The 25640-nt window shown below is 71.3% G+C and carries 18 protein-coding genes; 11 read left to right on the top strand and 7 right to left on the bottom strand.

Going from position 1 to position 25640, the window contains the following annotated elements; all coding sequences use genetic code 11:
• The first annotated feature begins 197 nt into the window (after positions 1–197).
• Genes ACFLIM_RS21230 through ACFLIM_RS21220 form a run of 3 tightly spaced genes read left to right on the top strand, consistent with a single transcriptional unit; the run spans position 198 to position 4844 of the window.
• The gene (locus ACFLIM_RS21230; protein WP_393167946.1) at positions 198–2711 is read left to right on the top strand and encodes a glycoside hydrolase family 3 N-terminal domain-containing protein; all 2514 of its coding nucleotides are present in this window, start codon (positions 198–200) and stop codon (positions 2709–2711) included.
• Positions 2695–3777: a LacI family DNA-binding transcriptional regulator gene (locus ACFLIM_RS21225; protein ID WP_393167944.1), complete on the top strand. Its 1083-nt coding sequence runs from the start codon at positions 2695–2697 to the stop codon at positions 3775–3777. The genes ACFLIM_RS21230 and ACFLIM_RS21225 overlap by 17 nt, the downstream gene beginning before the upstream one ends.
• Before the next feature lie 2 nt (positions 3778–3779).
• Positions 3780–4844 (top strand): NAD(P)-binding domain-containing protein, encoded by a 1065-nt coding sequence (locus tag ACFLIM_RS21220; RefSeq protein ID WP_393167942.1) that lies wholly within the window; start codon positions 3780–3782, stop codon positions 4842–4844.
• A gap of 5 nt (positions 4845–4849) precedes the next feature.
• On the opposite strand, the gene ACFLIM_RS21215 is transcribed toward ACFLIM_RS21220, so the two are convergent.
• Complete coding sequence (locus ACFLIM_RS21215) at positions 4850–5488, bottom strand: GNAT family N-acetyltransferase (protein ID WP_393167940.1); 639 nt, start codon at positions 5486–5488, stop codon at positions 4850–4852.
• Positions 5489–5622: 134 nt separating this feature from the next.
• On the opposite strand from ACFLIM_RS21215, the gene ACFLIM_RS21210 reads away from it, so the two are divergent.
• Together ACFLIM_RS21210 and ACFLIM_RS21205 are read left to right on the top strand one after the other, a co-directional pair.
• Positions 5623–7224, top strand: coding sequence for a serine/threonine-protein kinase (locus ACFLIM_RS21210; protein WP_393167938.1), 1602 nt, complete (start codon positions 5623–5625; stop codon positions 7222–7224).
• 112 nt (positions 7225–7336) lie between these two features.
• A complete protein-coding gene (locus tag ACFLIM_RS21205) occupies positions 7337–8437 on the top strand; it encodes a coiled-coil domain-containing protein (RefSeq protein ID WP_393167936.1) in 1101 nt (366 codons plus the stop codon).
• Positions 8438–8457: 20 nt separating this feature from the next.
• On the opposite strand, the gene ACFLIM_RS21200 is transcribed toward ACFLIM_RS21205, so the two are convergent.
• Positions 8458–9939: a sugar ABC transporter ATP-binding protein gene (locus ACFLIM_RS21200; protein ID WP_393167934.1), complete on the bottom strand. Its 1482-nt coding sequence runs from the start codon at positions 9937–9939 to the stop codon at positions 8458–8460.
• A gap of 109 nt (positions 9940–10048) precedes the next feature.
• Positions 10049–10849 (bottom strand): DeoR/GlpR family DNA-binding transcription regulator, encoded by an 801-nt coding sequence (locus ACFLIM_RS21195; RefSeq protein WP_393167932.1) that lies wholly within the window; start codon positions 10847–10849, stop codon positions 10049–10051.
• 162 nt (positions 10850–11011) lie between these two features.
• Here ACFLIM_RS21195 and ACFLIM_RS21190 point away from each other — a divergent pair, with 162 nt between their 5' ends.
• The 5 genes from ACFLIM_RS21190 (at position 11012) to ACFLIM_RS21170 (ending at position 18089) form a co-directional block, all read left to right on the top strand.
• The gene (locus ACFLIM_RS21190) at positions 11012–13528 is read left to right on the top strand and encodes a PA14 domain-containing protein (RefSeq protein ID WP_393167931.1); all 2517 of its coding nucleotides are present in this window, start codon (positions 11012–11014) and stop codon (positions 13526–13528) included.
• A gap of 66 nt (positions 13529–13594) precedes the next feature.
• Positions 13595–14662: an ABC transporter substrate-binding protein gene (locus ACFLIM_RS21185; RefSeq protein ID WP_393167929.1), complete on the top strand. Its 1068-nt coding sequence runs from the start codon at positions 13595–13597 to the stop codon at positions 14660–14662.
• Positions 14649–16181 (top strand): sugar ABC transporter ATP-binding protein, encoded by a 1533-nt coding sequence (locus tag ACFLIM_RS21180; protein WP_393167927.1) that lies wholly within the window; start codon positions 14649–14651, stop codon positions 16179–16181. The genes ACFLIM_RS21185 and ACFLIM_RS21180 overlap by 14 nt, the downstream gene beginning before the upstream one ends.
• Entirely contained in the window at positions 16174–17139 is a 966-nt protein-coding gene (locus tag ACFLIM_RS21175) for an ABC transporter permease (protein WP_393167925.1), read from the top strand. Before ACFLIM_RS21180 ends, ACFLIM_RS21175 begins: the two co-directional genes overlap by 8 nt.
• The gene (locus tag ACFLIM_RS21170; RefSeq protein WP_393167924.1) at positions 17136–18089 is read left to right on the top strand and encodes an ABC transporter permease; all 954 of its coding nucleotides are present in this window, start codon (positions 17136–17138) and stop codon (positions 18087–18089) included. The genes ACFLIM_RS21175 and ACFLIM_RS21170 overlap by 4 nt, the downstream gene beginning before the upstream one ends.
• A 46-nt stretch (positions 18090–18135) precedes the next feature.
• On the opposite strand, the gene ACFLIM_RS21165 is transcribed toward ACFLIM_RS21170, so the two are convergent.
• The gene (locus ACFLIM_RS21165; protein ID WP_393167922.1) at positions 18136–18540 is read right to left on the bottom strand and encodes a hypothetical protein; all 405 of its coding nucleotides are present in this window, start codon (positions 18538–18540) and stop codon (positions 18136–18138) included.
• Positions 18541–18632: 92 nt separating this feature from the next.
• Complete coding sequence (locus ACFLIM_RS21160) at positions 18633–19565, bottom strand: pirin family protein (RefSeq protein ID WP_393167921.1); 933 nt, start codon at positions 19563–19565, stop codon at positions 18633–18635.
• Positions 19566–19630: 65 nt separating this feature from the next.
• On the opposite strand from ACFLIM_RS21160, the gene ACFLIM_RS21155 reads away from it, so the two are divergent.
• Positions 19631–23539 carry an AAA domain-containing protein gene (locus ACFLIM_RS21155; protein ID WP_393167919.1) on the top strand — a complete coding sequence of 1303 codons (3909 nt, stop codon included), beginning with the start codon at positions 19631–19633 and terminating at the stop codon, positions 23537–23539.
• Positions 23540–23570: 31 nt separating this feature from the next.
• Here the strand turns inward: ACFLIM_RS21155 and ACFLIM_RS21150 are convergent, their stop codons facing one another.
• Positions 23571–24692, bottom strand: coding sequence for an MBL fold metallo-hydrolase (locus ACFLIM_RS21150; RefSeq protein WP_393167917.1), 1122 nt, complete (start codon positions 24690–24692; stop codon positions 23571–23573).
• 83 nt (positions 24693–24775) lie between these two features.
• Entirely contained in the window at positions 24776–25564 is a 789-nt protein-coding gene (locus ACFLIM_RS21145) for an SDR family oxidoreductase (RefSeq protein ID WP_393167916.1), read from the bottom strand.
• Between the last annotated feature and the right edge of the window lie 76 nt (positions 25565–25640).

The raw sequence follows: 25640 nt of genomic DNA, 5'->3' as shown, positions 1-25640 counted from the left end.
GGTTTGGACCAAGGGCGTGTCAAGGCCCGTCGACCCGGAAACCACTCTCCACCTTGGCAATGGCGCGTGTAAAGTACTCTCGCGCGAGCTTGTGGCCGATTTTCGAGCAGCGCGGAGATTTCGTCGCGGAGGCGGCCCGAGGATCGAAATATTTCGAAAATCTTGCGACAGAAACCACCTCTTAAGGAGAGCAGCAGATGACGGCTCTTGATCGGACCCCCGCGGCGGACCAGGTCCTTCGCCCATGGCAGGACCCGGCCCTTCCCGTGGCCGAGCGAGTCGACGCCCTCCTTGCGGAGCTGACCCTGGAGGAGAAGGTCGGCCAGCTCGGCAGCCGGTGGATCGGCAACGACATGCAGGACGAGGAGCCGGAGCAGGACGCCGACCCGCTCAACGTGGCGCCGCTGCAGGACGTGTTCGCGGCCTCAGGGACCGTGCCCCTCGAAGAGGCGGTCCGCCACGGGCTCGGCCACCTGACCCGCGTGTTCGGCAGCGTTCCCGTGACCGCGGCCGAGGGCGCCGCGGAGGTGGTACGCCTGCAGCGCGCGGTGGTCGGAAGCTCCCGGCTCGGCATCCCGGCGCTCGTCCACGAGGAGTGCCTGACCGGGTTCACCACCTACGGCGCGACCGTCTATCCGGCGGCCATCGCCTGGGCGGCCACGTTCGACCCCGGGCTGGTGGAGCGGATGGCCTCCGCGATCGGGCGCGACATGGCCGCCGTGGGCGTGCACCAGGGTCTGTCCCCGGTGCTGGACGTCGTGCGCGACTACCGCTGGGGCCGGGTCGAGGAGACGATGGGTGAGGATCCCTACCTCGTCTCGATGCTGGGCGCCGCCTACGTCCGCGGGCTGGAGAGCGCCGGGATCATCGCCACCCTCAAGCACTTCGCCGGATACTCCGCCTCGCGGGCGGCCCGCAACCACGGTCCCGTGCCGATGGGGCGGCGGGAGTTGATGGACATGATCCTGCCGCCGTTCGAGACGGCCGTGACTCTGGGCGGGGCGCGCTCGGTGATGAACTCCTACGCCGACGTGGACGGCGTGCCCGCTGTGGCCGACTCCTGGTTGCTGACCGAGGTGCTGCGGGAGGAGTGGGGGTTCACCGGGACCGTCGTCTCGGACTACTGGGCCGTGCCGTTCCTGGCCACGATGCATGAGGTCGCGGCCGACACCGACGAAGCGGGCGCCCTGGCGCTGGCCGCGGGTGTCGACGTCGAACTGCCCGACACGCTGGGCTTCGGGCAGCACCTGGTCGAGCGGGTGCGGCGGGGCGAGCTGCCGGAGTCCCTGATCGACCGGGCGGCGCGCCGCCTGCTCACCCAGAAGGTGCAGCTCGGGCTGCTCGACCCGGACTGGACGCCGGAGCGCTCGGTCGCCGCCGCCGATCCGGAGGTCTCGCCTGGCGCGGTCGCCTCTCCTGTGGATCTGGACTCGCCGTCCAACCGGGCCCTGGCTCGGGAGATGGCCGAGCGGTCCGTCATCCTGCTCGACGCCGGGACCGCCCTGCCCCTGCTCGGCGAGGGCCGTCCCGGGCCGGGCCGCGTCGCGGTCGTTGGACCCGGCGCGGACGACCCCCGTACCTTCATGGGCTGCTACGCCTTCCCCAACCACGTGTTGCCCCGGCACCCGCGGCTCGGGCTCGGCGTCGAGGCGCCGAGCGTGCTCGACGCGCTGCGCGCGGAGCTGCCGGACGCCGCGATCTCCGCCGAACGGGGCTGCGACGTGCGGGGCTCGGACCGCTCGGGCTTCCCCGCCGCGGTGGCCGCGGCGCGCTCGGCCGATCTGTGCGTGGCCGTCGTGGGGGACCTGGCGGGCCTGTTCGGGCAGGGCACCTCGGGCGAGGGTTGCGACGCCGAGGACCTCCGGCTGCCAGGGGTGCAGGCCGAGCTGCTGGCCGAGCTCTTCGCCACGGGCACGCCGGTCGTCGTGGTGGTCGTCGCCGGCCGCCCGTACGCGCTGGGCGACGTGCACGCCGGCGCCGCCGCGCTCGTCCAGGCGTTCATGCCCGGCGAGGAGGGCGGGGCGGCGATCGCCGGGGTGCTCTCCGGCCGGGTCCAGCCCGGCGGCAGGCTGCCCGTGCAGATTCCCGGCAGCCCCGGCGGGCAGCCGGGCACCTACCTGCAGCCGCCGCTGGGAGCCAACAGCCACGGCATCAGCAACCTCGACCCGACGCCGCTGTTCCCGTTCGGGTACGGCGCCTCCTACACCACCTTCGAGGTCGATGACCTGCGGATCAGCGCGGCCGAGCCTGATGTGGCCGGGTCCGCCACCGAGCCTGATGTGGCCGGGTCCGCCACCGAGGTGCCCACGGACGGGGAGTTCACCGTGTCCGTGCGCGTCCGCAACACCGGCGGCCGGGCGGGCGACGAGGTCGTCCAGCTCTACCTGCACGACGTGCTCGCCCAGGTCACCCGCCCGGTGCGGCAGCTCGCCGGGTTCGCCCGGATCCGGCTGGATGCAGGCGAGGCCACGGACGTGCGTTTCCACGTGCACGCGGACCGGACCGCGTTCACCGGGCGCGACCTGCGGCGGATCGTCGAGCCCGGGGACGTCGAGGTGCTCGTCGGCACGTCGGCGGCCGATCTGCCGTGCCGTGGCCGCGTACGATTGACCGGCCCGCTGCGGCACGCCGGCCGCGGCCGGCGGCTTGTCACGCCCGTGGATGTGGGATCCGCTGTGCGGCAAGGGGGTGGAGATGCCGGTCAGTCCTAGGCGCGAGATGCCGGCCGGTCCCAGGAGGGCCACACTGGCCACCGTCGCGGCGTCGGCGGGCGTGTCGGTGGCGACCGTGTCCAAGGTGCTCAACGGGCGCAGCGACGTCGCGCCGGCCACCCGGTCGCTGGTGCAGTCGCTGTTGCAGCAGCACGAGTACGTCGCTCCCGCGCCCCGGCGGGTCGAGGTGACCAGGGTCGGCGAGATCGAGGTGCAGTTCGACGCGGATCTGAACGCGTACTCGACCGAGATCATCCAGGGGGCGGTGGCGGCCGGGGCCGAGGCCGGGGTCGGGGTCGTCGTGAGCATCAGGAAGGGCGCGGACCGCACCGCCGGGTGGGCCCGCGACCTGGCCTCCGCCGGGCGGCGGGCGCTGATCGCCGTCACCACCGAGCTGACCGCCCGGCAACTGACGGCGCTGTCGCGGGCCCGGGTGCCGCTGGTCGTGATCGACCCGCTGAACCTGCCGCGCACCCGCGTGACCAGCATCGGCTCGACCAACTTCGCCGGCGGGCTGGCCGCCACCCACCACCTGCTCTCGCAAGGTCACCGGCGCATCGCCTACATCGGCGGCCCGGCGACGGCGGCCTGCAACCAGGCGCGCGTGGCCGGCTACCGGGCCGCCATGGAGGCCGAGGGAGCACCCGTGATCCCCGGCTACGTGCAGTCCGGGCACTTCCGCTACCACGACGGGCTGGTGCACGGGGCGGCCGTGCTCGACCTGCCGCAGGCTCCTACCGCCATCTTCGCCGGTTGTGACGAGATGGCGCTCGGGATCATGGAGGCGGCCCGGGCGCGCGGGCTGCGCATTCCCGAGGACCTCAGCATCGTGGGGTTCGACGACACGCAGAACGCCCAGCTGGCCTCGCCGCAGCTGACCACCGTCCGGCAGCCGCTGCAGGAGATGGGCGGGGTGGCCCTGCGCACGGCGCTGCGCCTGGCGGCGGGGGAGAGGGTCGACTCCCATCACGTCGAACTCGCCACCGAGCTGGTCGTCCGGGGGTCCACGGCTCCCGTGTCGGAGGCGGGCCGGGAAGAGCGTGGGGCCGCCGGCGGTTTCAGCTGAGCGTGGAGGAGACCGAGGTTGTGGTGATCGGCGCCGGGCAGGCGGGGCTGTCCAGCGCGTACTTCGTGCGGCGGTTCGGGTTCGAGCCGGTCGTGCTGGACGCCGCCGAGGGGGCGGGAGGGGCGTGGCGGCATCGGTCGCCCTCGCTGACCATGGACAAGGTGCACGGCATCTTCGACCTGCCCGGCGTGCGCCGTCAGCCGGGTGTAGAGGGTCGGCGGCCGGTCTCCGAGGTGGTTCCCGCGTATTACGCCTCCTACGAGGAGGGTCTCGGGCTGGACGTGGTACGACCGGTCAAGGTCACGGGCGTCCGGCGCGGGGAGGGTGACCGGCTGATGGTCGAGACGGACACGGGGGAGTGGGCTGCCCGGGCCGTGGTCAACGCGACCGGCACCTGGACGCGCCCGCACTGGCCGTACTATCCGGGCGCGGCCGAGTTCGCCGGGCGGCAGTTGCACTATGCGAGCTATCGGGGGCCGGCGGAGTTCGCGGGGCGGCAGGTGGTCGTGGTGGGCGGCGGGCACTCGGCGATGCACGTCCTGTCCGAGATCGCCGGGATCGCCGCGAGCACGGCCTGGGTCACGCGGCGGGTGCCCGACTTCCGGGAGGACGACTTCGGCGAGAACGCCAGGCGCGAGGCCGTCGCCCTGGTCGAGGAACGCGTCCGCGCGGGGCTCACGCCGCAGAGCGTGGTCAGCGTCACCGGCCTCGGCCACAGCCCGGTCGTGCTGGAGGCGCTGGCGAAGGGGGCGCTGGACCGGCTCCCGATGTTCCACCGCATCACCAGGGACGGGGTCGCCTGGTCCGAAGGGCGGTACATGGCGGCGGACACGATCATCTGGGCCACCGGTTTCCGGTCGGCGTTGGATCACCTCGCGCCGCTGCGCCTCAGGGAGCCGGGCGGCGGCATCATGGTGGACGGCACCCAGGCCGTCAAGGAACCCCGGCTCCAGCTCGTCGGCTACGGACCCTCCGCCAGCACGATCGGGGCCAACCGCGCCGGCCGGTCGGCGGCGGAGAACGTCCGCGCCTACTTGACCACCCACCCGGCCCGGCCCGCCGCCTGACCCGGTCACTTCTCGGCGACGCCGAAGGCGGTCCAGCCCCGGTCGGGGAAACCGGCCGCGGTGGCCACGGCCGCTGAGGCGGTGTTCGTGACGGCGTGCAGGTACGTGGGTACCGCGCCCTCGTCCAGCACCCGCCGGGCCGCCTGCGCCACCAGCCGCCTGGCCAGCCCGCGCCCGCGCGCCGCCGGGGTCGTCACCACCGACAGCTCGTGCCCGTACGCGTCGTGCCGCTTGATCCCGACCCCGGCGAGGTGGTCGCCCGTGCCGGGATCCACGGCCACCAGCACGTCGCCGCCGAAGGGATGCAGCCAGCCGGGAACGCCCGGGGCGGTGGCGGGCAGCCAATCCCCGGCGTCCGCCAGCGGGGCCGGGCTGGTGGTCCAGCGGAAGACGGCCTCGAACCAGGCGCGTTCGCCGTACCCGATGAGCTTCGGGATCTCCGCGCGCGTGCGGGCGGCCGCTACCCGGGTCACGTGCTCCGGCGGCACCGACAGGACGGCGCCGTCCGGCGTGCCCACGCCCAGCGCCGGGTGGATCCGGCCGTCCCAGGCGGGCGTCGTGCGCCGCGCCGAGCCCGTGATGTGCAGTTTCTCCTCTGGCGGCCACGCGCCGAGCCACTGGCGCAAATGATCGGTAAGCGACACGCACCTACTATAGAAAGTAGTAAAAATACCGATTGCGGCAGGGGTGTGGTTACTCGTGAGGAGGGGCTCGACACATGGCGTGACACCGGCTAACTTCCTGACATAAGGATCTTTATCCGGTCAGGAGGTCCCACATGCAGGTTCCCGGCTACACCGAGATCCGGGAACTCGGACACGGCGGGACAGGCCGGGTGATGCTCGCCGTACGGGACTCCGACGGCCAGGCGGTCGCCATCAAGCACCTGTCCGAGGCGCTGCGCGAGGACGAGGGGTTCGTCTCGAGGTTCAGGGCGGAGGCCCTGCTCATCCGGGAGATCGACAGCCCTCACACCGCCCGCGTGCTGGACTACGTCGAAGACGAGGACGACGCCGTCATCGTGATGGAGCTGGTCGACGGCGTCACGCTGCGGCGGCTGCTGGAGCACGAGGGCGGGACCGGCGCGGAAGCCGCGCTCGCCGTGCTGAAGGGGGCGCTGCTCGGGCTGGCCGAGGCCCACCGGCGCGGAGTCGTGCACCGCGACTTCAAACCCGAGAACGTCATCATCACCCAGGACGGCGACAGCAAGCTGGTCGACTTCGGCGTCGCGGCGCACTTCGGGGAGACCGCCGACCTGGCCGGCACTCCCTACTACATGGCGCCCGAGCAGTGGGACGACGCCCCGGCCAGCCCGGCGACCGACGTCTACGCCGCCGCGCTGGTGTTCTTCGAGTGCCTGACCGGGCACCGGGCCTTCCAGGGCGAGAACGTGGCCGCCCTCGCCTACCAGCACCAGCGCGTGCCGCCCCCGATCGAGGACGTCGACGAGCCGCTGCGGCCGCTGGTCGAGCACGGGCTGGCCAAGGACCCCGCGAACCGGCCCGAGTCGGCGGAGGCGTTCCTGACCGAGTTGGAGGAGGTCGCGCTCGCCGCGTACGGGGACGAATGGGAGCACCGCGGGCGGGCCGGGCTCGGGCTCCTGACCGTGCCGCTGGCCGCGTTGCTGCCGAAGCCGCAACCGGTCGCCGACAGCGGCACGAGCCTGTTCCACAGCACGCTCACGCCGGTGACCAAGTTCGCGGTGACGGGCGGGCTGGTGCTGGCGACCGCGGCGGCGGTGGTGTCGACGTTCGTGATCTGGAACGACTCTCCCAGCCCCAGGAGCGGCGCCGCCCTGCCGCCCGCCACATCCGCCCCGCCGCGTACCGAGCCGCCTGCCTCGCCGACGTCCGCCACGCCCGTGCCGACCCCGCCCGAGTCTCTCCGCGGTACGCCGCCCATCACGGACGCCGGTCAGCCGACCACTCCACCCACGGTTGAACCCCGTCCGACCACGGGCCGACCCGAACCGTCCCCGGGCACGCCGGAGCCGACCGACCGGCCGACGACGCGCCCGCCCACGCGTACCGTCCGGCCCACCACACGGCCGCCCACCAGCGCGCCGCCCACGACCAGGCCGCCGGACAGCGACCCGCCCGACAGCGACCCGCCCGTCACCCAGCCGCCGACCACGAGCGCGCCCGATCCCGGCACGCCGCCGGCCACCAGGAACAGGGAGCCGCTCGTCTCCCTCTCGGTCAAGGTGTCGGTGAACGTGCCCATCCTCAGCGGCGACGGCGACGGGCTGCTGGACGCCGACGTCGGCCTCGGACTGGGGTCCAGCCTGCTGGGTCTGGTGGTGGTGCCGGGCTCGGTGCTGCTCGGACGGCACATGGTGGTCCGCAGGGTACGGCGGCCGCGCGATACCGAAAAATCGTAAATCGCGTGCCGGGGACGCATGATCCCCTACTATCAGCGTCGGATAGAGGGCGTCCCCCGGCCTGAATAACTCCTGACCGGAACCTGCCCTGCGGTTCGGTGTAAGGAGAAGAGTGGCGGTTGCGTCTCTCGGCGACCGGCTGCGCGACCTGGTCCGCACGTTCGCTCTGGCCGATCGGTTGCGCGGCCCGGCCAGGACCTTCGCCGCCGCGCTCCTGCTGGCCGGTGTGCCTTTTGCGGCCGGGTCCGCCACGGTTCTTATTGTGGCCGGGTCCGCCACGGTTCTTATAGTGGCCGAATCCGCCACGGCAGCGGAGGCGGAGCCCAAGCCCACAGTGAAGCAGCTCAAGAAGGAACTGGCCGAGCTCCAGAAGGAGTCGGACAAGCTCATCACCGACTACTACAACAGCCGCATCGCCCAGCAAAAGGCGGAAAAAGCGGAAAAATCCGCACGGGAGAAGCTGGCCGCCGCCCAGGAGGTCTACGACCGCGAGTCCACCGAGCTCAGAGCCATGGCCGTCGCCCAGTACACCGGCGGCGAACCCAACCAGCTCGCCATGCTCACCGGCAGGCAGGACCCGTCCGCCCTCCTCAGCGGGATGGCGCTCACCCAGCACCTCGTCGCGGTCCAGGACGCGCGGCTACGCGGGTACGCCCAGGTCAGGAACGCCCATCAGCAGGCCAAGGACGAGTCGGCCGCCCGCGCCAAGGAGCTCGCCGAGACGGCCGGGGACCTGGAGGGACGCAAGAAGAAGGCCGAGAAGCAGATCGAGCGGATCAAGGACAAGATCGACCAGCTGTACCAGGCGCCAGGGGTGCGGCGTTCCGACGGCACGTGGGTGCCGCAACTGCCCGAAGGGGCGGACAACATCACGCCCAGGATGCGGCTGGTCAAGATGCTCATCCAGGAACGGTTCGGCGTACCGTACGGGATCGGGTGTTACCGGGCCATCCAGGACGGCGGCGAGCATCCGCTCGGGCGGGCCTGTGACTTCATGCTGAGCCGGGGCGGCGCGTTGCCGGCCGGGGCGGAGCTCGAGCGCGGCGAGGAGATCGCCAATTGGGCGATCAAGAACGCCAGGCGGCTGGGGATCATGTACATCATCTACCGGCAGCGCATCTGGCACGTCGGCACGGGCGCCTGGCGCACCATGTCCGATCGGGGCGGCACGACGGCCAACCACTACGATCATCCGCACATCTCGGTCTATTAGCGGCCTGGACGCCGGGCCGGTCAGTCCTTGGCGAGGGCCGCGAGCAGGCGGTCCTCCGTGACCTCCGGGCCGGTCAGCTGCTCCGTGATCGCCCCGTCCCTGAGCACCACCACGCTGTCGCAGTTTTCCACCAGCTCGCCCACGTCCGACGAGATCAGCAGGATCGCCAGCCCGTCAACCGCCAGCTCGTCGAGCAACGTCTGCATCTCCAGCTTGGTCGCCACGTCCACGCCCCGGGTCGGCTCGTCCAGCAGCAACACCTTCGGATGCATGGCCAGCCACCGCGCCAGCAGCACCTTCTGCTGGTTTCCGCCCGACAACTCCCCGGCGGGCTGCCGGGGTGAGACCGCCTTGATCCCGAGCCGCCGCATGAACGTCGCCACGATGCCGTCCACCTGCGTGTCCGACACGATCCCCGCCCGCGACAGCCGGGGCAGGGCGGCCAGCGCGATGTTGTCGCGCACCGACAGCGTGGGCACGATGCCCTCGGTCGTCCGGTTCTCCGGCACCAGCCCGACCCCGGCGCGGACGGCGCTCCTGATCGACCACTTGCGGGCCGCCGCCCCCGCCACCGTCACCTGGCCCGCGTCCACCGGCAGCACGCCCGCGATCGCCCGCGCGGTCTCGCTCCGCCCGGCGCCGAGCAGCCCGCCCAGCCCGACCACCTCGCCCGCCCGCATGGCGAGCGACACCCCGTCCAGCACGTGGTGGCGGGTGAGTCCCTTGGCCTCCAGCACGGGCAGGTCCGCGGGCTCGTCCGGCTCCCCGGTCTGCGACGCGGGCTCTACTGGATGGAACGGCCGGCCCAGCATGAGCGAGACCAGCCGCAGCCGGTCGAGCCCGGCCAGCGGCCCCGTGTGCACGACCCGGCCCTCGCGCAGCACCGTGACCCGGTCGCAGATCCCGTACAGCTCCTCCAGCCGGTGCGTGACGTAGACGACCGAGCGGCCGTCCTCGCGCAGCCTGGTCACGGCCCCGAACAGCGTCTCCAGCTCGGCGTGCTCCAGCGCGGACGTGGGCTCGTCCATGATCACCAGGCGGGCGTCCGCGGAGGCGGCCCGGGCCAGCGCGACGAGCTGGCGCGCCCCCTCGCCCAGCGACCCGAGCGGGCGGCGCACGTCGACCCGCAGCCCGTACGCGGCCAGCGCCTCCTCGGCGCGGGCGTTCGCGGCCGCGAAGTCGATCAGCCCGAACCGCCCCCTGGGCTCCCTGCCCAGCAGCAGGTTGCGGGCGACGCTCATGGTCGGTACGAGGTTCGTCTCCTGATGGATCGTGGCGATTCCGGCCCGCTTGGCGTCGGCCGGGCCGGCGAACCTGACCGGCTCGCCGAGGAGACGCAGCTGGCCCGCGTCCGGCTGGTAGACGCCGGAGAGCACCTTCACCAGGGTCGACTTGCCCGCTCCGTTGCCGCCGATCAGCGCGTGCACCTCGCCGGGACGCACGGACAGGGTGACGTGGTCGAGGGCGGTGACACCCTGGAAGGTCTTGAGAACGCCTGCCACCTGTAGCACGGTTGCCTCCGCCTCGATCGTGGTCGAGTAAGGAAACATTCTAGTAACGGGTTTGTCACATTCGATCAGAACCGGGCGAGCGTACGGACTGAGCAGCTGGTCAGAACGGGGCGACGTGCAGGCGCACGCCACGGGCGCTCAGCTCGTCGAGCACGTCGCGGGGCGCGGCGTCGTCGGTGACGAGGTGGTCGATCCGGTCGGGCGCGACGGTCTGCACCATCGTGTCCACGCCGACCTTGGTGTGGTCCGCCAGCACCACGACCTCCTCGGCGGCCGCGGCCAGCGCCCGGTCCACGCCCGCCACCTGCATGTTGGGCGTGGACAGGCCGCGCTCCGCGGTCAGCCCGTTGCCCGAGACGAACGCCCTGCGCACCCGCAGCCCCGCCAGCGAGTGCTCGGCCGCGCTGCCCACCAGGGCCAGGATCGAGCCGCGCAGCGTGCCGCCGGTCAGCATCACCTCGATCCGTGGCGAACCGGCCAGCACCTGCGCGACCAGCAGCGAGTTGGTCACCACGGCCAGCTCGGCGTGCCTGGTCAGGCGGCGGGCGAACTCCTGCGTGGTGGTGCCGGGACCGATCACGATCGCGTCGCCGTCCTCGACGAGGGCGCCGGCCAGGTCGGCGATGGCGGCCTTCTCGGCGGACTCCAGTGAGACCTTGTGCGCGTAGCCGGCCTCGCGCGACAGCTCGCCCGGCAGGGTGGCGCCGCCGTGGTGACGGTTGAGCAGGCCCTCCGACTCCAGCGCGCGCAGGTCGCGGCGGACGGTTACCTCGGAGGAGTGCACGGCCTGGGCGAGCTCGCGCAGCGACACCGCGCCGTTGGCACGCACCAACTCCAGGATGCGCTGCCGGCGCTCAGCGGCGAACACGGGCCTGCGGCCGTCGCTCTGCGTGTCGCTCACGTCCCGATCATAGTCGACGCGCCAACATGAGTTCACCTCTGACCGAATGGGAGCGAATTTGATCGGAAATCTTGACCGGCTCGGTCCATCGGTGCTTACTTTGGAGCGTGTCAGGGTCAAAAGCTGTCCGAACCTGATCGGCGCCCGTTGAAAGGACCCCCCGTGCGTAAGCGCCTAGCGTTGCTGCTGGCCGTACTGATGTCCGTGTTATGGCAGCCGCCGTTCCCCGCCTCCGCTGCCGCCGCCGAGCGGAACGGATTGCGCGGCGACTACTACCTCGCCTCGGCGGCGGGGAAGTTCGACTTCGCCGAGCTCAAGGCGACCGTCGTCGACCCGAACCTGGAGCTGACCGACCTCAACCCGACGTTCAAGCTGCTGACCGGCAGGGAGGACGACGTCACCGTACGGTGGACCGGGCAGATCCAGGCCGAGCACTCCGAGACCTACACCTTCTCCATGATCGGCGACAACGGCTTCCGCCTCTGGGTGGACGGCCGGCCGATCATCGACCACTGGGTGGACGACTGGGACCGCGAGCTGACCGGCACCCCGATCGCCCTCGAAGCCGGCCGGAAGTACGACATCAAGGTCGAGTACTTCGAGCACTTCGGCGGGGCGAACCTGCGGCTGCGCTGGCAGAGCCCCAGTCAGCCAAAGGAGATCGTGCCGGTGGCGGCGTTCACGCTGCCCGAAGGATTCGAGCCGCCCGGGCCGTCCCACGCCGAGGTGAACGCGGCCGGTGACGTGGCGACGCTGACCTTCGGCAAGTCGCTGAGCCCGCTCCCGGCGGACGCGGCCGACAAACTGGCCATCACGGTCGCAGGCACCAAATGGCCCGCGACCTCCGCAGTCCTGAAAAATCCGGAAACCGTCGAGCTCAAGCTGAAATATCCGGTCCCGGCCAAGGCCGGCAGCACCATCCGTACCGCCTACGACGGCAACGGCGGCCTCACCCACACCGACGGCACCCCGGTCCAGGCCTTCCCGTACACGTTCGTGGTCAACGGCTCCGCCTACATCCTGCGTACCAGGTGGGCCGACGACGTGAACCCGGCCAACCCGCTGCCCGAGTACCCCAGGCCGCAGCTCGTCAGGGACCGCTGGCGCAGCCTCAACGGCACCTGGCAGTTCGCTCCCGCCAAGGCCGGCGAGGCCGCGCCGATCGGCCGTGACCTGCCGGAACGCATCGTCGTGCCGTACCCCGTCGAGTCCCAGCTGTCCGGCGTCGGCCGGCACGAGGAGCGGATGTGGTATCGCAGGACGTTCGAGGTGCCGCGCACGTGGCGCGGCGAGCGGCTGCTGCTGCACCTCGACGCCGTGGACTGGCAGTCCGCGGTCTACGTGAACGGCAAGCAGGTCGCCACCCACAAGGGCGGCTACGACCGCATCACCGCGGACGTGACCGACGCGCTCAAGGGCGGCGGCCCGCAGGAACTGGTCGTCGGCGTGTACGACCCGACCGACGCCGGCACCCAGGCCATCGGCAAGCAGCGGCTCAGCCCGAGCGGAATCTGGTACACGGCGAACTCCGGCATCTGGCAGACCGTCTGGATCGAGCCCGTCGCCAAGGACCGCATCGACCGCGTCGACACCGTGCCCGACCTGAGGGGCCAGGCCCTGTACGTCACTGTCCAAGGCTCGGCGGGCACCGCGAGCGTCATCGCCAAGGACGGCAGGCGCGTGGTGGGCGAGGTCAGCGGCCCGGTGGGCAAGGAGCTCAGACTCCCGGTCCCCAACCCCAAGCTCTGGTCCCCCGACGACCCCCACCTGTACGACCTGGAGGTCAGACTCAAGCAGGACAAGGTCGAGTCCTACTTCGGGATGCGCTCCATCTCGGTCTCCGGCAACCGGATGCTGCTGAACGGCAAACCCGTCTTCCAGCTCGGCCCCCTCGACCAGGGCTTCTGGCCCGACGGGATCTACACCGCCCCCACCGACGAGGCCCTGCGCTACGACCTGGAGCGGACCAAGGCGCTCGGCTTCAACGCCGTGCGCAAGCACGTCAAGGTGGAGCCCGACCGCTGGTACTACCACGCCGACAAGCTCGGCCTGCTGGTCTGGCAGGACATGCCGGCGGCGTTCCGCACGGATGACAAACCCCAGTTCGAGGCCGAGCTGCGCGAGCTGGTCGACCAGCATCGCAGCAGCCCGTCGATCGTGATGTGGGTGCCGTTCAACGAGGGCTGGGGCCAGTACGACCAGGCGCGCGTCGCCGACCTGGTCAAGAGCTGGGACCCCTCGCGCCTGGTGAACAACATGAGCGGCGTCAACTGCTGCGGCGCCGTGGACGGCGGCAACGGCGACGTCAAGGACTTCCACATCTACCCCGGCCCCGGCAACCCCGGCAAACCCTCCGGAACCAGGGCGACCGTCATCGGCGAGTACGGCGGGCTGGCCCTGCCCCTGATCGGCCACACCTGGGCCGGCGGCGGCTGGGGCTACGCGGTCGAACCCGACCCGGAGGCCCTGACCACCCGCTTCGTCGGCATGACGAAGGAGCTCGAGCGGCTGCACGCCTGCGAGCAGCTCAGCGCCGCCATCTACACCCAGACGACCGACGTCGAGACGGAGATCAACGGCCTGATGACATACGACAGGGCGATCACCAAGCCCGACGTGAAGCGCGTCCACGACGCGAACAAGGCGCTGACGAGCGCGATCAACCCACCCTGCGCGTAAGCGTCTGAACCCGCGCCCGGGCCCTCTGTGGCCCGGGCGCCGGGGCCTGATAGGAAAGGAACCGCCATGACCCCCCATGTCCGGATAGCCGCATTAGCGCTGGCCGTGCTCCTCACCGCGGCCGCCTGCGCGAAGGCGGAGGAGCCGCAGAGCGCGCCCGCCGCCGCCAGCACGGCCGGCCAGCAGGTCGTGCAGTCGCCGTCGGGCACGGCCGGGCCGACCTGCACGCTCACCCAGTTCGGCGGCACGAAGTTCGACCTCAAGTCGGCTACGGTCGGCTTCTCCCAGTCGGAGAAGGAGGCCAACCCGTTCCGCATCGCCGAGACCAAGTCCATCAAGGACGAGGCCGCCAAGCTCGGCATCACGAACCTCAAGGTCACCAACGCCCAGTCGCAGTTCTCCAAGCAGATCACCGACGTCCAGCAGCTCATCGCCCAGGGCGTGCGACTCCTGGTCATCGCCCCGCTGAACTCCGACGGCTGGGAGCCCGTCCTCCAGCAGGCCGCAGCCAAGAAGATCCCGATCATCACCGTGGACCGGAAGATCAACGCCAAGGCGTGCAGCGACTACCTGACGTTCATCGGCTCGGACTTCTACGAGCAGGGCAAGCGGGCCGCCGACCGCATGATCGAAGCTCTCTCCAGCAAGGGCAAGGTCGCCATCCTGCTCGGCGCCCCCGGCAACAACGTCACCACCGAGCGGACGAACGGCTTCAAGGACCGGATCAAGGAGAAGGCCCCCGAGATCACGATCTCGTTCGAGCAGACCGGCGAGTTCGCCCGCGAGAAGGGGCAGCAGGTCACCGAGCAGCTCATCCAGTCCAACCCCGACATCAACGGCATCTACGCCGAGAACGACGAGATGGCGCTGGGCGCGGTCACCGCTCTGAAGGGCGCGGGCAAGGAGCCCGGCGACATCAAGATCGTGTCGGTGGACGGCACCCGCAGCGCCGTCCAGGGCATCGCCGACGGCTGGCTGCACGCGGTCATCGAGTCGAACCCCCGCTTCGGCCCGCTGGCCTTCGAGACCGCCCAGAAGTTCCTGGACGGCCAGCCCATCCCGGACAAGGTCATCATCTCCGACCGCGACTACGACACGGGCAACGCCAAGGACTCCCTCGGTGAGGCGTACTGAGTTGGAACCGGTTCTCGAGGCCAGGGGGATCAGCAAGCGCTTCCCCGGCGTGCTCGCCCTCGACGGCGTGTCCCTCGCCCTGCGCCCGGGCGAGGTGCACGCCCTCGTCGGCGAGAACGGCGCCGGCAAGTCGACGCTGATCAAGGTCTTCACCGGCGTGTACCAGCCGGACGGCGGCGAGCTGCGCTACCAGGACGGGCCCGCCGCCTTCGGCACCCCCCTGGACGCGCAGCGCGCCGGAATCTCCACCATCTACCAGGAGGTCAACCTCGTCCCGATGATGAGCGTGGCCCGCAACCTGCTGCTCGGCCGCGAGCCGCGCGGCCGCTTCGGAGTGATCGACGCGGCCGCGATGTACGGCGAGGCGGAACGCGTTCTGGCCGGGTACGGCGTCGGAACCGACGTCCGGCGGCCGCTGCGCACGCTCGGGGTCGGCGCGCAGCAGATGGTCGCCCTGGCCAGGGCCGTCTCCGTCGACGCGCGGGTGGTCATCATGGACGAGCCCACCTCGTCGCTGGAGCCGCGCGAGGTCGAGACGCTGTTCGGGGTGATCAGGCGGCTGCGCGACACCGGGATCGCCGTGATGTACGTCAGCCACCGGCTCGACGAGCTCTACCAGGTGTGCGACCAGGTCACCGTGCTGCGCGACGGCCGGGTCGCGCACTCCGGGCCGCTCAGCGACCTCGAACGGCTCAAGCTCATCTCGCTCATGCTCGGCCGCGACCTGAACGACGTGCGCGCGGAGGGCCTGACCCGCTTCTCCAGGGACCACGCCCACGTCAACGGGCAGCCGGTGATCGAAGCGCGCGGACTGACCCGGCGGCACGTGCTCGACGGCGTGGACGTCTCGGTCCGGCCCGGCGAAGTCGTCGGGCTCGGCGGGCTGCTGGGCGCCGGGCGTACCGAGACGGCCAAGGCCATCGTCGGCGCGTTGCCGCTGGACGGCGGGCAGGTGCTGGTGGCCGGGCTGCCGCTGCGCGGCGGCTCCACCACGGCGGCGATCAGGGCGGGCGTCAGCCTGCTGCCCGAGGACCGCAAGGCCGAGGGCATCATCCCGACCCTGTCGGTACGCGAGAACATCGTGCTGGCCGCCCTCCCCTCCCTCGGCAGGGCGGGCGTGGTGTCGGACGCGAAGATCGACCGGGTGGTCGAGATCTTCATGCGGAGGCTGAGGATCAAGGCCGCCTCGCCGCACCAGCTCGTGTCAGAGTTGTCCGGTGGCAACCAGCAGAAGGTGCTGCTCGCCCGCTGGCTGGCCGTGCGGCCCAAGGTGCTGCTGCTCGACGAGCCCACCCGCGGCATCGACGTCGGCGCCAAGGCCGAGGTGCAGGCGCTGATCGACGAGCTGGCCGAGGAGGGGCTGGGCGTGTTGCTGATCTCCTCCGACCTGGAGGAGCTGGTGGAGGGCGCCGACCGGATCCTGGTGCTGCGCGAGGGCGCGGTCGTGGGGGAGCTGGCGGGCGACGAGGTGACCGAGGAGAGGATCATGGCGACGATCGCGGAGCAGTCCGATGGCTGAGCTCACCTCGCAGGGCCGCGTCGCCGTGCTGAAGCCGCGGGTCTTCGCCTGGGTGCAGGACTACGGCGTGTACGCGGCGGTGCTGGCGCTGCTGCTGTTCAACGTGCTGTTCACGCCGCACTTCCTGGACGCGTCGAACTTCCGTACCCAGCTCGTCCAGGTCACCCCCATCGTGATCGTCTCGCTCGGGATGGCGCTGGTGATCGGCACCCAGGGCATCGACCTGTCGGTCGGCTCGGTGATGGCGCTGGCCGCCGCGCTCGTGGTCCTCTACCTCGGGTACGGCTGGTTACCGGCGCTGATCGTGGCCGTGATCGGCGGCGCCGTCATGGGGGCGGCCGGTGGCGCCCTGGTGGCCTACGTGGGCGTGCAACCGATCGTGGCCACGCTGGCCCTCCTGGTCGGCGTACGAGGGCTGGCCAACGTGCTGGTGCCCCAGCTCGTCGAGTTCCGCAACCCCGACCTGATCGCCCTGGGCAGCAGCTCGGTGGCCGGAATCCCGGTGATCGTGCTCATCGCGGCGGCCCTGACGCTGATCGTGCTGTTCGTGGTGCGGCGGACCACGTTCGGCCGGCAGGTGGTGGCGATCGGCGGGAACAGGTCGGCCAGCGAGTTGTCCGGGCTGCCGGTCAAACGCGTGCTCCTGACCGTCTACGTGATCTCCGGCCTGCTCGCCGCCCTGGCCGGGGTGCTGGCCACGGCCCGGCTGCAGGCCAGCGACCCGACCTCGCTCGGGCTGTTCATCGAGTTGTCGGCCATCACCGCCGTCGTCGTCGGCGGCACCCCGCTGACCGGCGGCCGGATCAGGGTGCTCAGCACCGTCATGGGCGCCCTGCTCATGCAACTGCTGTCGGCCACGCTGATCAAGCACAACCTGCCGCAGTCCTGGACCCAGATGGTCCAGGCGGTCATCATCCTGGCCGCCGTCTATGCCACCAGGGAGCGTGGGACCCGATGAACCGTGAACAGGTCAGCCGGGTACTCCAGCAGCACGGCGCCCTCATGGTGCTCGGCCTGCTGGTGATCGTGGGCAGCCTGGCCTTCGACTCCTTCGCCAAGCCCGAGAACGCGGCCAGCGTCGTGGTGTCCTCGTCGTTCCTGGCGATCATCGCGATCGGGATGACGTTCGTCATCATCAGCGGCGGCATCGACCTGTCGGTGGGCTCGCTGTTCGTGCTCGGGGGCGTCCTGGCGGCTTACGGCTCCCAGTACGGGCTGGTGGTGGCTTTGCTGCTGCCGCTGGTGGTGTGCGGCGTCGTCGGCCTGCTGCAGGGCCTGGTCATCGCCCGTACGGGAATGGCGCCGTTCATCGTGACCCTGGCGGGCCTGCTCGGTGTCAGGGGTCTGATGCTGGCGATCTCCGACGAAGGCGCCACCACCTATCTCGTGAAAAATCCCGCCTTCGCCTCCTTGGGCCAGGGCGAGTTGCTCGGCCTCTCGTACCCCGTGTACATCACCGTCGTCCTGGCCCTGGCGGCGATGGTCCTGCTGCAACGCACGGGCTTCGGCCAGAACGTGTACGCCATCGGCGGCAACGAGCAGGCGGCGGCTCTGATGGGCGTACCGGTCTCACGCACGAAGGTCTATGTCTACGTGATGTCGGGCCTGCTGGCGGGCCTGGCCGGTGCCCTGAACGCGGCCCGGCTCTCGTCCGGGGTGACGATCCTGGGCATCGGCCTGGAACTGGACGCGATCGCCGCCGTGGTGATCGGCGGAACCCTGCTGACCGGGGGAGCCGGGGGGATCACGGGGACGGTGGCCGGGGTGCTGCTGCTCGGGGTCATCCAGAGCCTGATCAACCAGGTGGGGAGTTTGACGTCGGCGTTCCAGCAGGTGGTGAGCGGGGCGTTCCTGGCGCTGGTGGTGGTGGCGCAGCGACTGCTGAGCAAAGCCCAGCGACTGACGTGACACGGGTGTGCCCCCGGACCGGTGTCCGGGGGCACACCGTTGGCGGCTAGTTGAGGTCTGCTGTCTCCTCCGGGGGGAGCGGGATGTCGAGGTGTGCGAACAGGGCTGCGAACATGCGAGTCTGCGTCGCCTCTATGCCCGCGACTTGTGTGTTAAGGCCGGTGACACTCGCCTCGACGCCGGTCAGCCGGTCCTCGACGCCGGTCAGCCGGTCCTCGACACCCGTCAGCCGCGTGTCGAGATCAGTGACCTTTGCCTCTAGGCTGGTCATCCGGGTGTCCAGGCCGGTGATGGCCTTTGTGTGTTCCTCCTGCTTCTCAAGCATCTCGTCCGTTTTCTCCACGAGTTTGGAGACGTCGATGCAGATGGCACGGATGTCTTCAGTGTGTCGCTCGTCGCGTCGCTCGAGATAGCCGACGCGACGGCCGAGATCTTGGAGGGTGACTGCCATGGCGAGCAGCTTAGCAGTGACCGAATGATTTCAGAGCGTAATCGTTGCTGATCATGCCCCGTGAAAGCCATCTACACCTGCACGCACCGCAACTAACGCACCCGCCCGCGCGGCTTCAGCCGAGTGCCGGGCAGGGTGGGCGCGGGCAGCGGCGCCCCGTCGAACCCCACGACAGCGCCGAAAACTGAGGGGCCGAACCCAGCGGTGCCCTCCATCCACTCCTTGCGGAACGCGGCGATCTCGTCGTGCGAGCGGCCGACGAAGTTCCACCACATGACGATCTCCTCGCCGAACGGCTCGCCGCCGATCAGCAGCACCCGCCCGCGCCCGGACAGCCGCAACCCCTCGCGCCCCGGCGCCAGGTACACCAGCGGTCCCCGCTCCAGCCGCTCGATCTCGCCGTCGAGCAGCAGCAGCCCGTGCTCGAACCCACGGGTGAGCGGCACCTCGCACGCGCCGTCGACCGCGATCTCGGCGCCCACGAGCGGGGTGTATGCGGTGGCGGGCGAGGACACCCCGCCGAGCGAGCCCATGACGACGGTCGCCGCGAAGCCGGACCCCGTGAGCACGGGCAAGACCGGGTGATGCTCGAAGCCGGGCCCGACGTGCCGATCGGAGCCGGGCAGCGCCACCCACAACTGCACCCCGTGCAGCACCGTGTCCGGGGACTCCTCCGAGTGCGAGATTCCGCGACCGGCGGTCATCAGGTTCAGCTGCCCGGGGCGTACCTGCTGCAGGGTGCCCAGGCTGTCGCGATGCAGCACCTCGCCCGCGAGCAGCCAGCTCACCGTCTGCAGGCCGGTGTGCGGGTGCGGCGGCACCCGCATGGCGGCCCGCTCCGGGCCGTAGGCGTCCACGAAGCACCAGGCGCCGATCATGCGCCGATGCCGGCCGGGCAGGGTTCTGCTCACCGACATCGCGCGCGGCCCGCCCAGCGGCACCTCGCGCCCCATCAGCACCTCGCTGTCCGCGCCCGCGTCGGCGCCGCAGCGGATCTCCTGCGGGTCAAGCTCCAGGTTGCTCACCCCAAGACTGTACGTTCTGCGCGCCAAACGACTGCAAAGCCCCCGGCAGGGCAGAAGAGATGCTCATGGCGGAGCCATTGGACAGCCGCAGGGCCGAACTGATCGAGGCGGCCCAGGCCAACTGGATATCGGCGCTCACCGATCTGGGCGGGCGCAACACGCTGCTTTACTACAAGGACCGGCGGGCAGGCACCCTCGACCTGGCCCCGGCCGACCCCGCGATGCTGGAACGCTTCCTGCGTACCGGCTCGATCAGGCTCACCCGCCTGTTCACCGACGCGGACTTCAGGGCCGACGCGATCAGGCGCGTGCAGGCCATCCACCGCAAGTCACGCGAGCTGCTCGAAGAGCGCGGCATCAGAGCCGGCTACCTGGCCACCGGCATGGCCAGATGGGACGAGCTGTTCCTGGAGCCGGCCGCGCCGGTGCTGCTGCGCGGGCTGACCATCACCCCCACCCGGGCCAGGCACGACGACTTCGACCTCACCCTCGACGACGAGTACGAGGTCAACCCCGTCCTGCTGCACAAGCTCGGCACCGTGTACGGCGCCGCCGTGGACCGGGCCACCGGCGACCACGACGAGTTGCGCGCCATCGCGGCGGCCGCCGAGGTGCCCGGGTTCGACATCCACGACCGGCTCGTGATCGGCACGTTCACCTACTCCAAGCTGCCCATGGTCAGGGACATGCAGGCGGCGGGCGAGCTGCTGGCCGACAGCGACATCGTGGCCGCCGTCGCGGGCGACCCCGACGCCCAGGAGCTGCTGTCCGGCGACCGCCGCGAGGCCCTCGGGCTCGACTCGCCGGAGGACGACTACTCGGTGCTCGACGCCGATTCCTCGCAGCGCAGCGCCATCGCGGCCGTGTTGTCGGGACGCAGCCTGGTCGTGCACGGGCCGCCCGGCACCGGCAAGAGCCAGACCATCGCGAACCTCGTCGCCGCACTGGTCGCCAGGGGCAGGAAGGTGCTGTTCGTGGCGGAGAAGCGGGCCGCCATCGACGCCGTGTTGTCCCGGCTCAAGGGCGCGGAGCTGGGCGACCTGGTGCTCGACATCCACGAGGGCACCAGGGACCGGCTGCGCATCGCCCGCGACCTCGGCGACACGCTCGACCTCGCCCAGACGGTGACCTCCGGCCCCGAGCAGGAGCTGGACCGGCGGCTCATCGACCGGCAACGGCGCCTGTCCCAGCACGTCGCCGGGCTGCACGAGCCGCACGCGCCGTGGGGGTTGTCGGCGTTCCAGATCCAGTCGGCGCTGCTCGGCATCCCGCTGGAGGCCCGTACCCCTGTGCGGCTCGCGCCGCCCGAACGCATCGACGTGGAGACGGCCGAGGGGATCAGGGACGAGCTGCGCGACTTCGCCCACCTGGGCGGTTTCACCCTGCGCCCCGGGAGCACGCCCTGGTACGGGGCCGCGCTGCGGACCGCCGAGCAGGCCAGGCAGGCCGGTGACCTGGCCTCGCGGCTGCACTCGCACCTGCTGCCGCTGCTGGCGTACCGGGTGGACCAGGCGTGCGGCGAGGTGGGACTGCGCGAGCCGGAGGGGCATCGGGAGCGGCTGGGGCGGCTGCAGCTGTTCGCCGGAGTCGCGCAGACGATGCGGCGGTTGTCGCCCCGGGTGTTCGAGGCCGACCCGGCACGCCTGGCCGAGGCGGTCGGCGAACGCGGCCCGGCCGGCCCGGCCGGCGAGCGCGCGTCGAACGGCGAGCGCGGGCCGATCGGGCTGCGGGAGCGGCACGCGCTACGCAGGCAGGCACGCGCCCTGTGGCTGGGGGCCGACAAGCCGGAGCGCACGGAATTGCACGCAGCCCTGGCGGCGGCCGCCGGACAGCTGGCCGAGTGGGAGTCGCTCCGCGTCCCGTCGCCGGACCAGGGCGCCTGGCGCGCGGGCCCCGACGGGACGGGCGCGTGGCAGGCGGGCCCCGGACCCGGCGACACGCCGCGCCCCGGAGACGGGGGCGCGTCGCCCGGAGAGGCTGGGCGTCGGGGGCGGCCGCCGTGGCCACCGTCCGATCTGGGCGGGTTGTTGCGGCTGCTGGCCGAGTGCGAGGCGCAGCTCGCCTCGCTGCGGGCCTACGTGCGCGTGCCGGACGACCCCGAGCAGGTGCTCGCCGCCCTCTGCGGCGACCGCGACACCGCGTGGAAACTCCCCAGACTGTACGAGCTGGGCATGCGATTCGACGCCCTGGGCCTCGGCCAGCTCCTCGACGATCTGGCACGCAAGCAGGCGGACGCGGACCTGGCGGCGGCCGCGTTCGACCATGCCTGGTACTCCTCGATCCTCGACCACATCAGGGTGAGCGACCCCCGCTACGCCGCCAACAGGGGAGACGCGCTCGACGAGATCGCCGGCGACTTCCGCGAGCGCGACATCCAGCACCTGGCCGCCAACCGGGCGCGCGTGCGCAGGGCCTGGGCGGTCAGGCTGCGCGACGCCGAGGACCGGCACCCGCTGCAGGCCAGGGTGATCCGCAAGCAGGCCGCGCTGCGCAAGGGTCACCTGCCGCTGCGGCGGCTGCTGGACCAGACCGGCGACGTGTTGTTCGCGCTCAAGCCGTGCTGGGCCATGTCCCCGCTGATCGTCAGCCAGGTGCTCCCCGCGACCCGGCTGTTCGATGTGGTGATCTTCGACGAGGCCAGCCAGATCGTGCCCGCCGACGCGGTGCCGTCCATCATGCGGGCGCACCAGCTCGTGGTCGCGGGCGACGACAGGCAGCTCCCGCCGACGAACTTCTTCCGCCAGATCGGTGACGGCATCGAGGACGTGGAGGACGAGGAGAGCATGGTGTCGTTCGGGGCGGGGTTCGAGTCGGTGCTCGACGCGCTCAGGCCGCTGCTGCCGACGTGGCCGCTGACCTGGCACTACCGCAGCAGGGACGAGCGGTTGGTGGCGTTCTCGAACGCGCGGATCTACGGTGGGGCGCTGACCACGTTTCCCGGCGTGTCGCGGGGCGACTGCCTGCGGCACGTGGTCGTCGCCCAGTCGGCGCTGCCGGGGCAGGAGGCGTCGGTGTCCGCCGAGGTGGACAAGGTCGTGGAGCTGGTGCTCGACCACGCCCGTGCCCGTCCCGGGGAGTCGCTCGGGGTCATCGCGCTCGGGATGCGGCACGCCGAGCAGGTGGACCAGGCGCTGCGGGCGGCGCTGGCCGCACATCCCGAGCTGGAGGACTTCTTCGCCGAGGACCTGCCGGAGCCGTTCTTCGTCAAGAACCTCGAACGCGTCCAGGGCGACGAGCGGGACGCGATCATCCTCACCATCGGGTACGGCAAGCACCGCGACGGCCGCATGCGTTACCAATGGGGCCCGTTGCTGCGCGACGGCGGCGAGCGCCGGCTGAACGTGGCCGCCACCCGCGCCAAACACCGCCTCACCCTGGTCAGCTCGTTCTCCAGCCATGACGTGGACCCCGCCCGTGTCACCAAGGCGGGGGCCAGGCTGCTGGCCGACTACCTGGAGTACGCGGGCTCGGGCGGCACCCCGGCGGACGCGTCCGGCGGCACGACGCTCAACCCGTTCGAGGCCGACGTACGGGACCGGCTGGCCCGCTCCGGCATCACCGTCGTGCCCCAGTACGGCGTGGGCGGCTTCCGCGTCGACTTCGCCGCCACCCATCCCCGCGACCCGGACAAGATGGTGCTGGCGATCGAGGCGGACGGGGCGTCGTACCGGGACTCGCGCAGCGTCCGCGACCGCGACCGGCTGCGCAAGGAGCACCTGGAACGGCTCGGCTGGAACTTCCACCGCCTGTGGTCCACGAACTGGTTCCACAACCCGCAGGCCGAGGCGGACAAACTCCGCGAAGCGTACGAGAAGGCAGTCGCCGAGAACGAACCCGAGCCACCTTCCACACCCCCACCGCCTGCGACCCCCTCCGAGAACGTGACGCCCTCTGGTAAGGCGCCGTCCACGCCCGGCACGGAGCTGGAGCGGCCACCGAAGGCGCCCGGCGCGGAGGTGGAGCGACGCGGCTGAGCCTCCGATCGACCGGCATGGGGGAGACCCGTCAGCTCAGGGTCTCCCACCAGCCGTCCACGGCCGGGGCGGCGGTGGTGTCGACACCCTCACCGGGCCGAGGTACCACGATCTTGACGTCGCGGGCCTTGGCCTCGCGCCACAGCCGCTCCACCGGCTCCGACCAGGGGTGCAGGGCCAGCGTGAACGTCGCCCAGTGCACCGGCAGCAGCAGCTCGCCCCCGAGATCCAGATGGGCGTTGACGGCCTCCTCGGGATCCATGTGGATGTCCGGCCACGCCGGGCTGTAGGCGCCGATCGGCATCAGCGTCAGGTCGAACGGCCCGTGCTCCGAGCCGATGCCCTGATATCCCGAGAAATATCCGGAATCGCCCGCGTAGAACACCCGCTTGCTCGCCCCGGCGACCACCCAGGAGCCCCACAACGTGTCGTTACGGCTGAACGCCCGCCCGGAGAAATGCCTGGCGGCCGTCGCGACGAACCGCAGCCCCGCCACCTCGGCCTCCTCGTTCCAGTCGAGTTCGACGATCCGGTACGCAGGCACGCCCCACCGCTCCAGGTGCGCCCCGATGCCCAGCGGCACCAGAAAGGGCGCCTTCTGGGTACGCGTCAGCGAGCGCACGGTCGCCAGGTCGAGATGGTCGTAATGGTCGTGCGAGATGGCGATGGCGTCGACCTGCGGCAGCTCGCCGAGCTCCACGGGCACCGGGTGGTGCCGCTTCGGCCCGACGAGCTGCGAGGGCGAGGGCCGCCTGCTCCACACCGGGTCGAACAGCACCCGCTTGCCCTCGATCTCCACCAGCGTGGAGGCGTGGCCGTACCAGACCGCGCGCACGCCGTCGGCGGGCGGCGGGCTGGACGGCGGGTAGCGCAGCGGGACGTGACCGTTCGGCCTGCGCTGCTCCCTGTCCTTGGCCAGCTCGCCGATCAGGTTCGCGGGCGGGGCGGTCATCATCGTGGTCGGCTCGGGCATCGGGTTGAAGAACGTGCCGTCCCTGAACTGCGGCGAGCGTCGCATCCGCGCCGCCCGGTCGGGCCCCGACGTCAGCGGGCGCACGCCCAGCTCGGCGGGCACCTCGCGCAACGCCCAGCCCGCTGCGGCGAGGGCCACGCCGCCCGCGAGGATCCGCCGTGCCGATCTCTTCCCTGCCATCGCCCCACACTCCCCTGGAAGGCTCTCGATCCCGCTCAACCGAACGGGATTCCCCGGTGTTCTCTACGATATATCGCGATAGGTCAGACCGTCTTGATCGATCCCCCGTCGATGACGTAGTCGGCGCCGCTGATGCTCCCGGCGTGCGGCGAGGCCAGATACGTCACCAGCGCGGCGACCTCCTCCGGTTCGACGAACCTACCCGTGGTCATTCCCGTGCTCGACGGCAGCCCCGCCAAGAGCTGTTCATGTTCCACGCCGAGCGAGGACGCCAGCGCGGCGCCGTACCCGTTGGGGCCCTCCCACAGCGAGGTGCGGCTGGCGCCGGGCGAGATCGTGTTGACCCGCACCCCCTGCGGGCCGAACTCCTCCGACAGCGCCTTGCCGAACGCGGTCAGCGCGGCCTTGGCCGTCGTGTACGGGACCGGCCCCGCGTGCGGCATCCGGGCGCCGTTGGAAGAGATGTTGATCAACGTGCCCCGCCGGCGGAGCAGGCTCGGCAGGGCGGCCCGGGTGGCGCGCACGGCGCTGAGGAAGTTCAGGTCGTACGTCTGGAGCCACTGGTCGTCGTCGAAGCCGAGGAAGCCGTCCGTCTGGCCCTCGCCCCCGTCGCCACCGCCCACGTTGTTGACCAGCAGGTCGATCTCGCCCAGCTCGGCCAGCGCCCGTTCGATCACCTCGGCGGGGCCGCCCGCGGTGGACAGGTCGGCCGTCACCACGCTCGCGCCGGTCTCCTTCAGCGCGGGCGAGATCGTGCGTGCGGCGGCCACGACCCGCATCCCCTCGCCGGTCAGTGCCTTGACGATGGCCAGCCCGAGGCCCCTGCTCGCGCCGGTGACGACGGCGGTCTTGCCGGTGAGCCGCATGTCCATGACTGTCTCCGTTACTAGTTGCGTCAGTCGGGATGCTTCGACTCTACGACTTGCAACATTGATGACGCAAGTTGTC

This window comes from Nonomuraea marmarensis (genome assembly GCF_043197025.1).
Classification (GTDB): Bacteria; Actinomycetota; Actinomycetes; order Streptosporangiales; family Streptosporangiaceae; genus Nonomuraea; species Nonomuraea marmarensis.
Note: the sequence above shows the minus strand (reverse complement) of the source record. Positions and strands in the feature narration are given on the sequence as shown.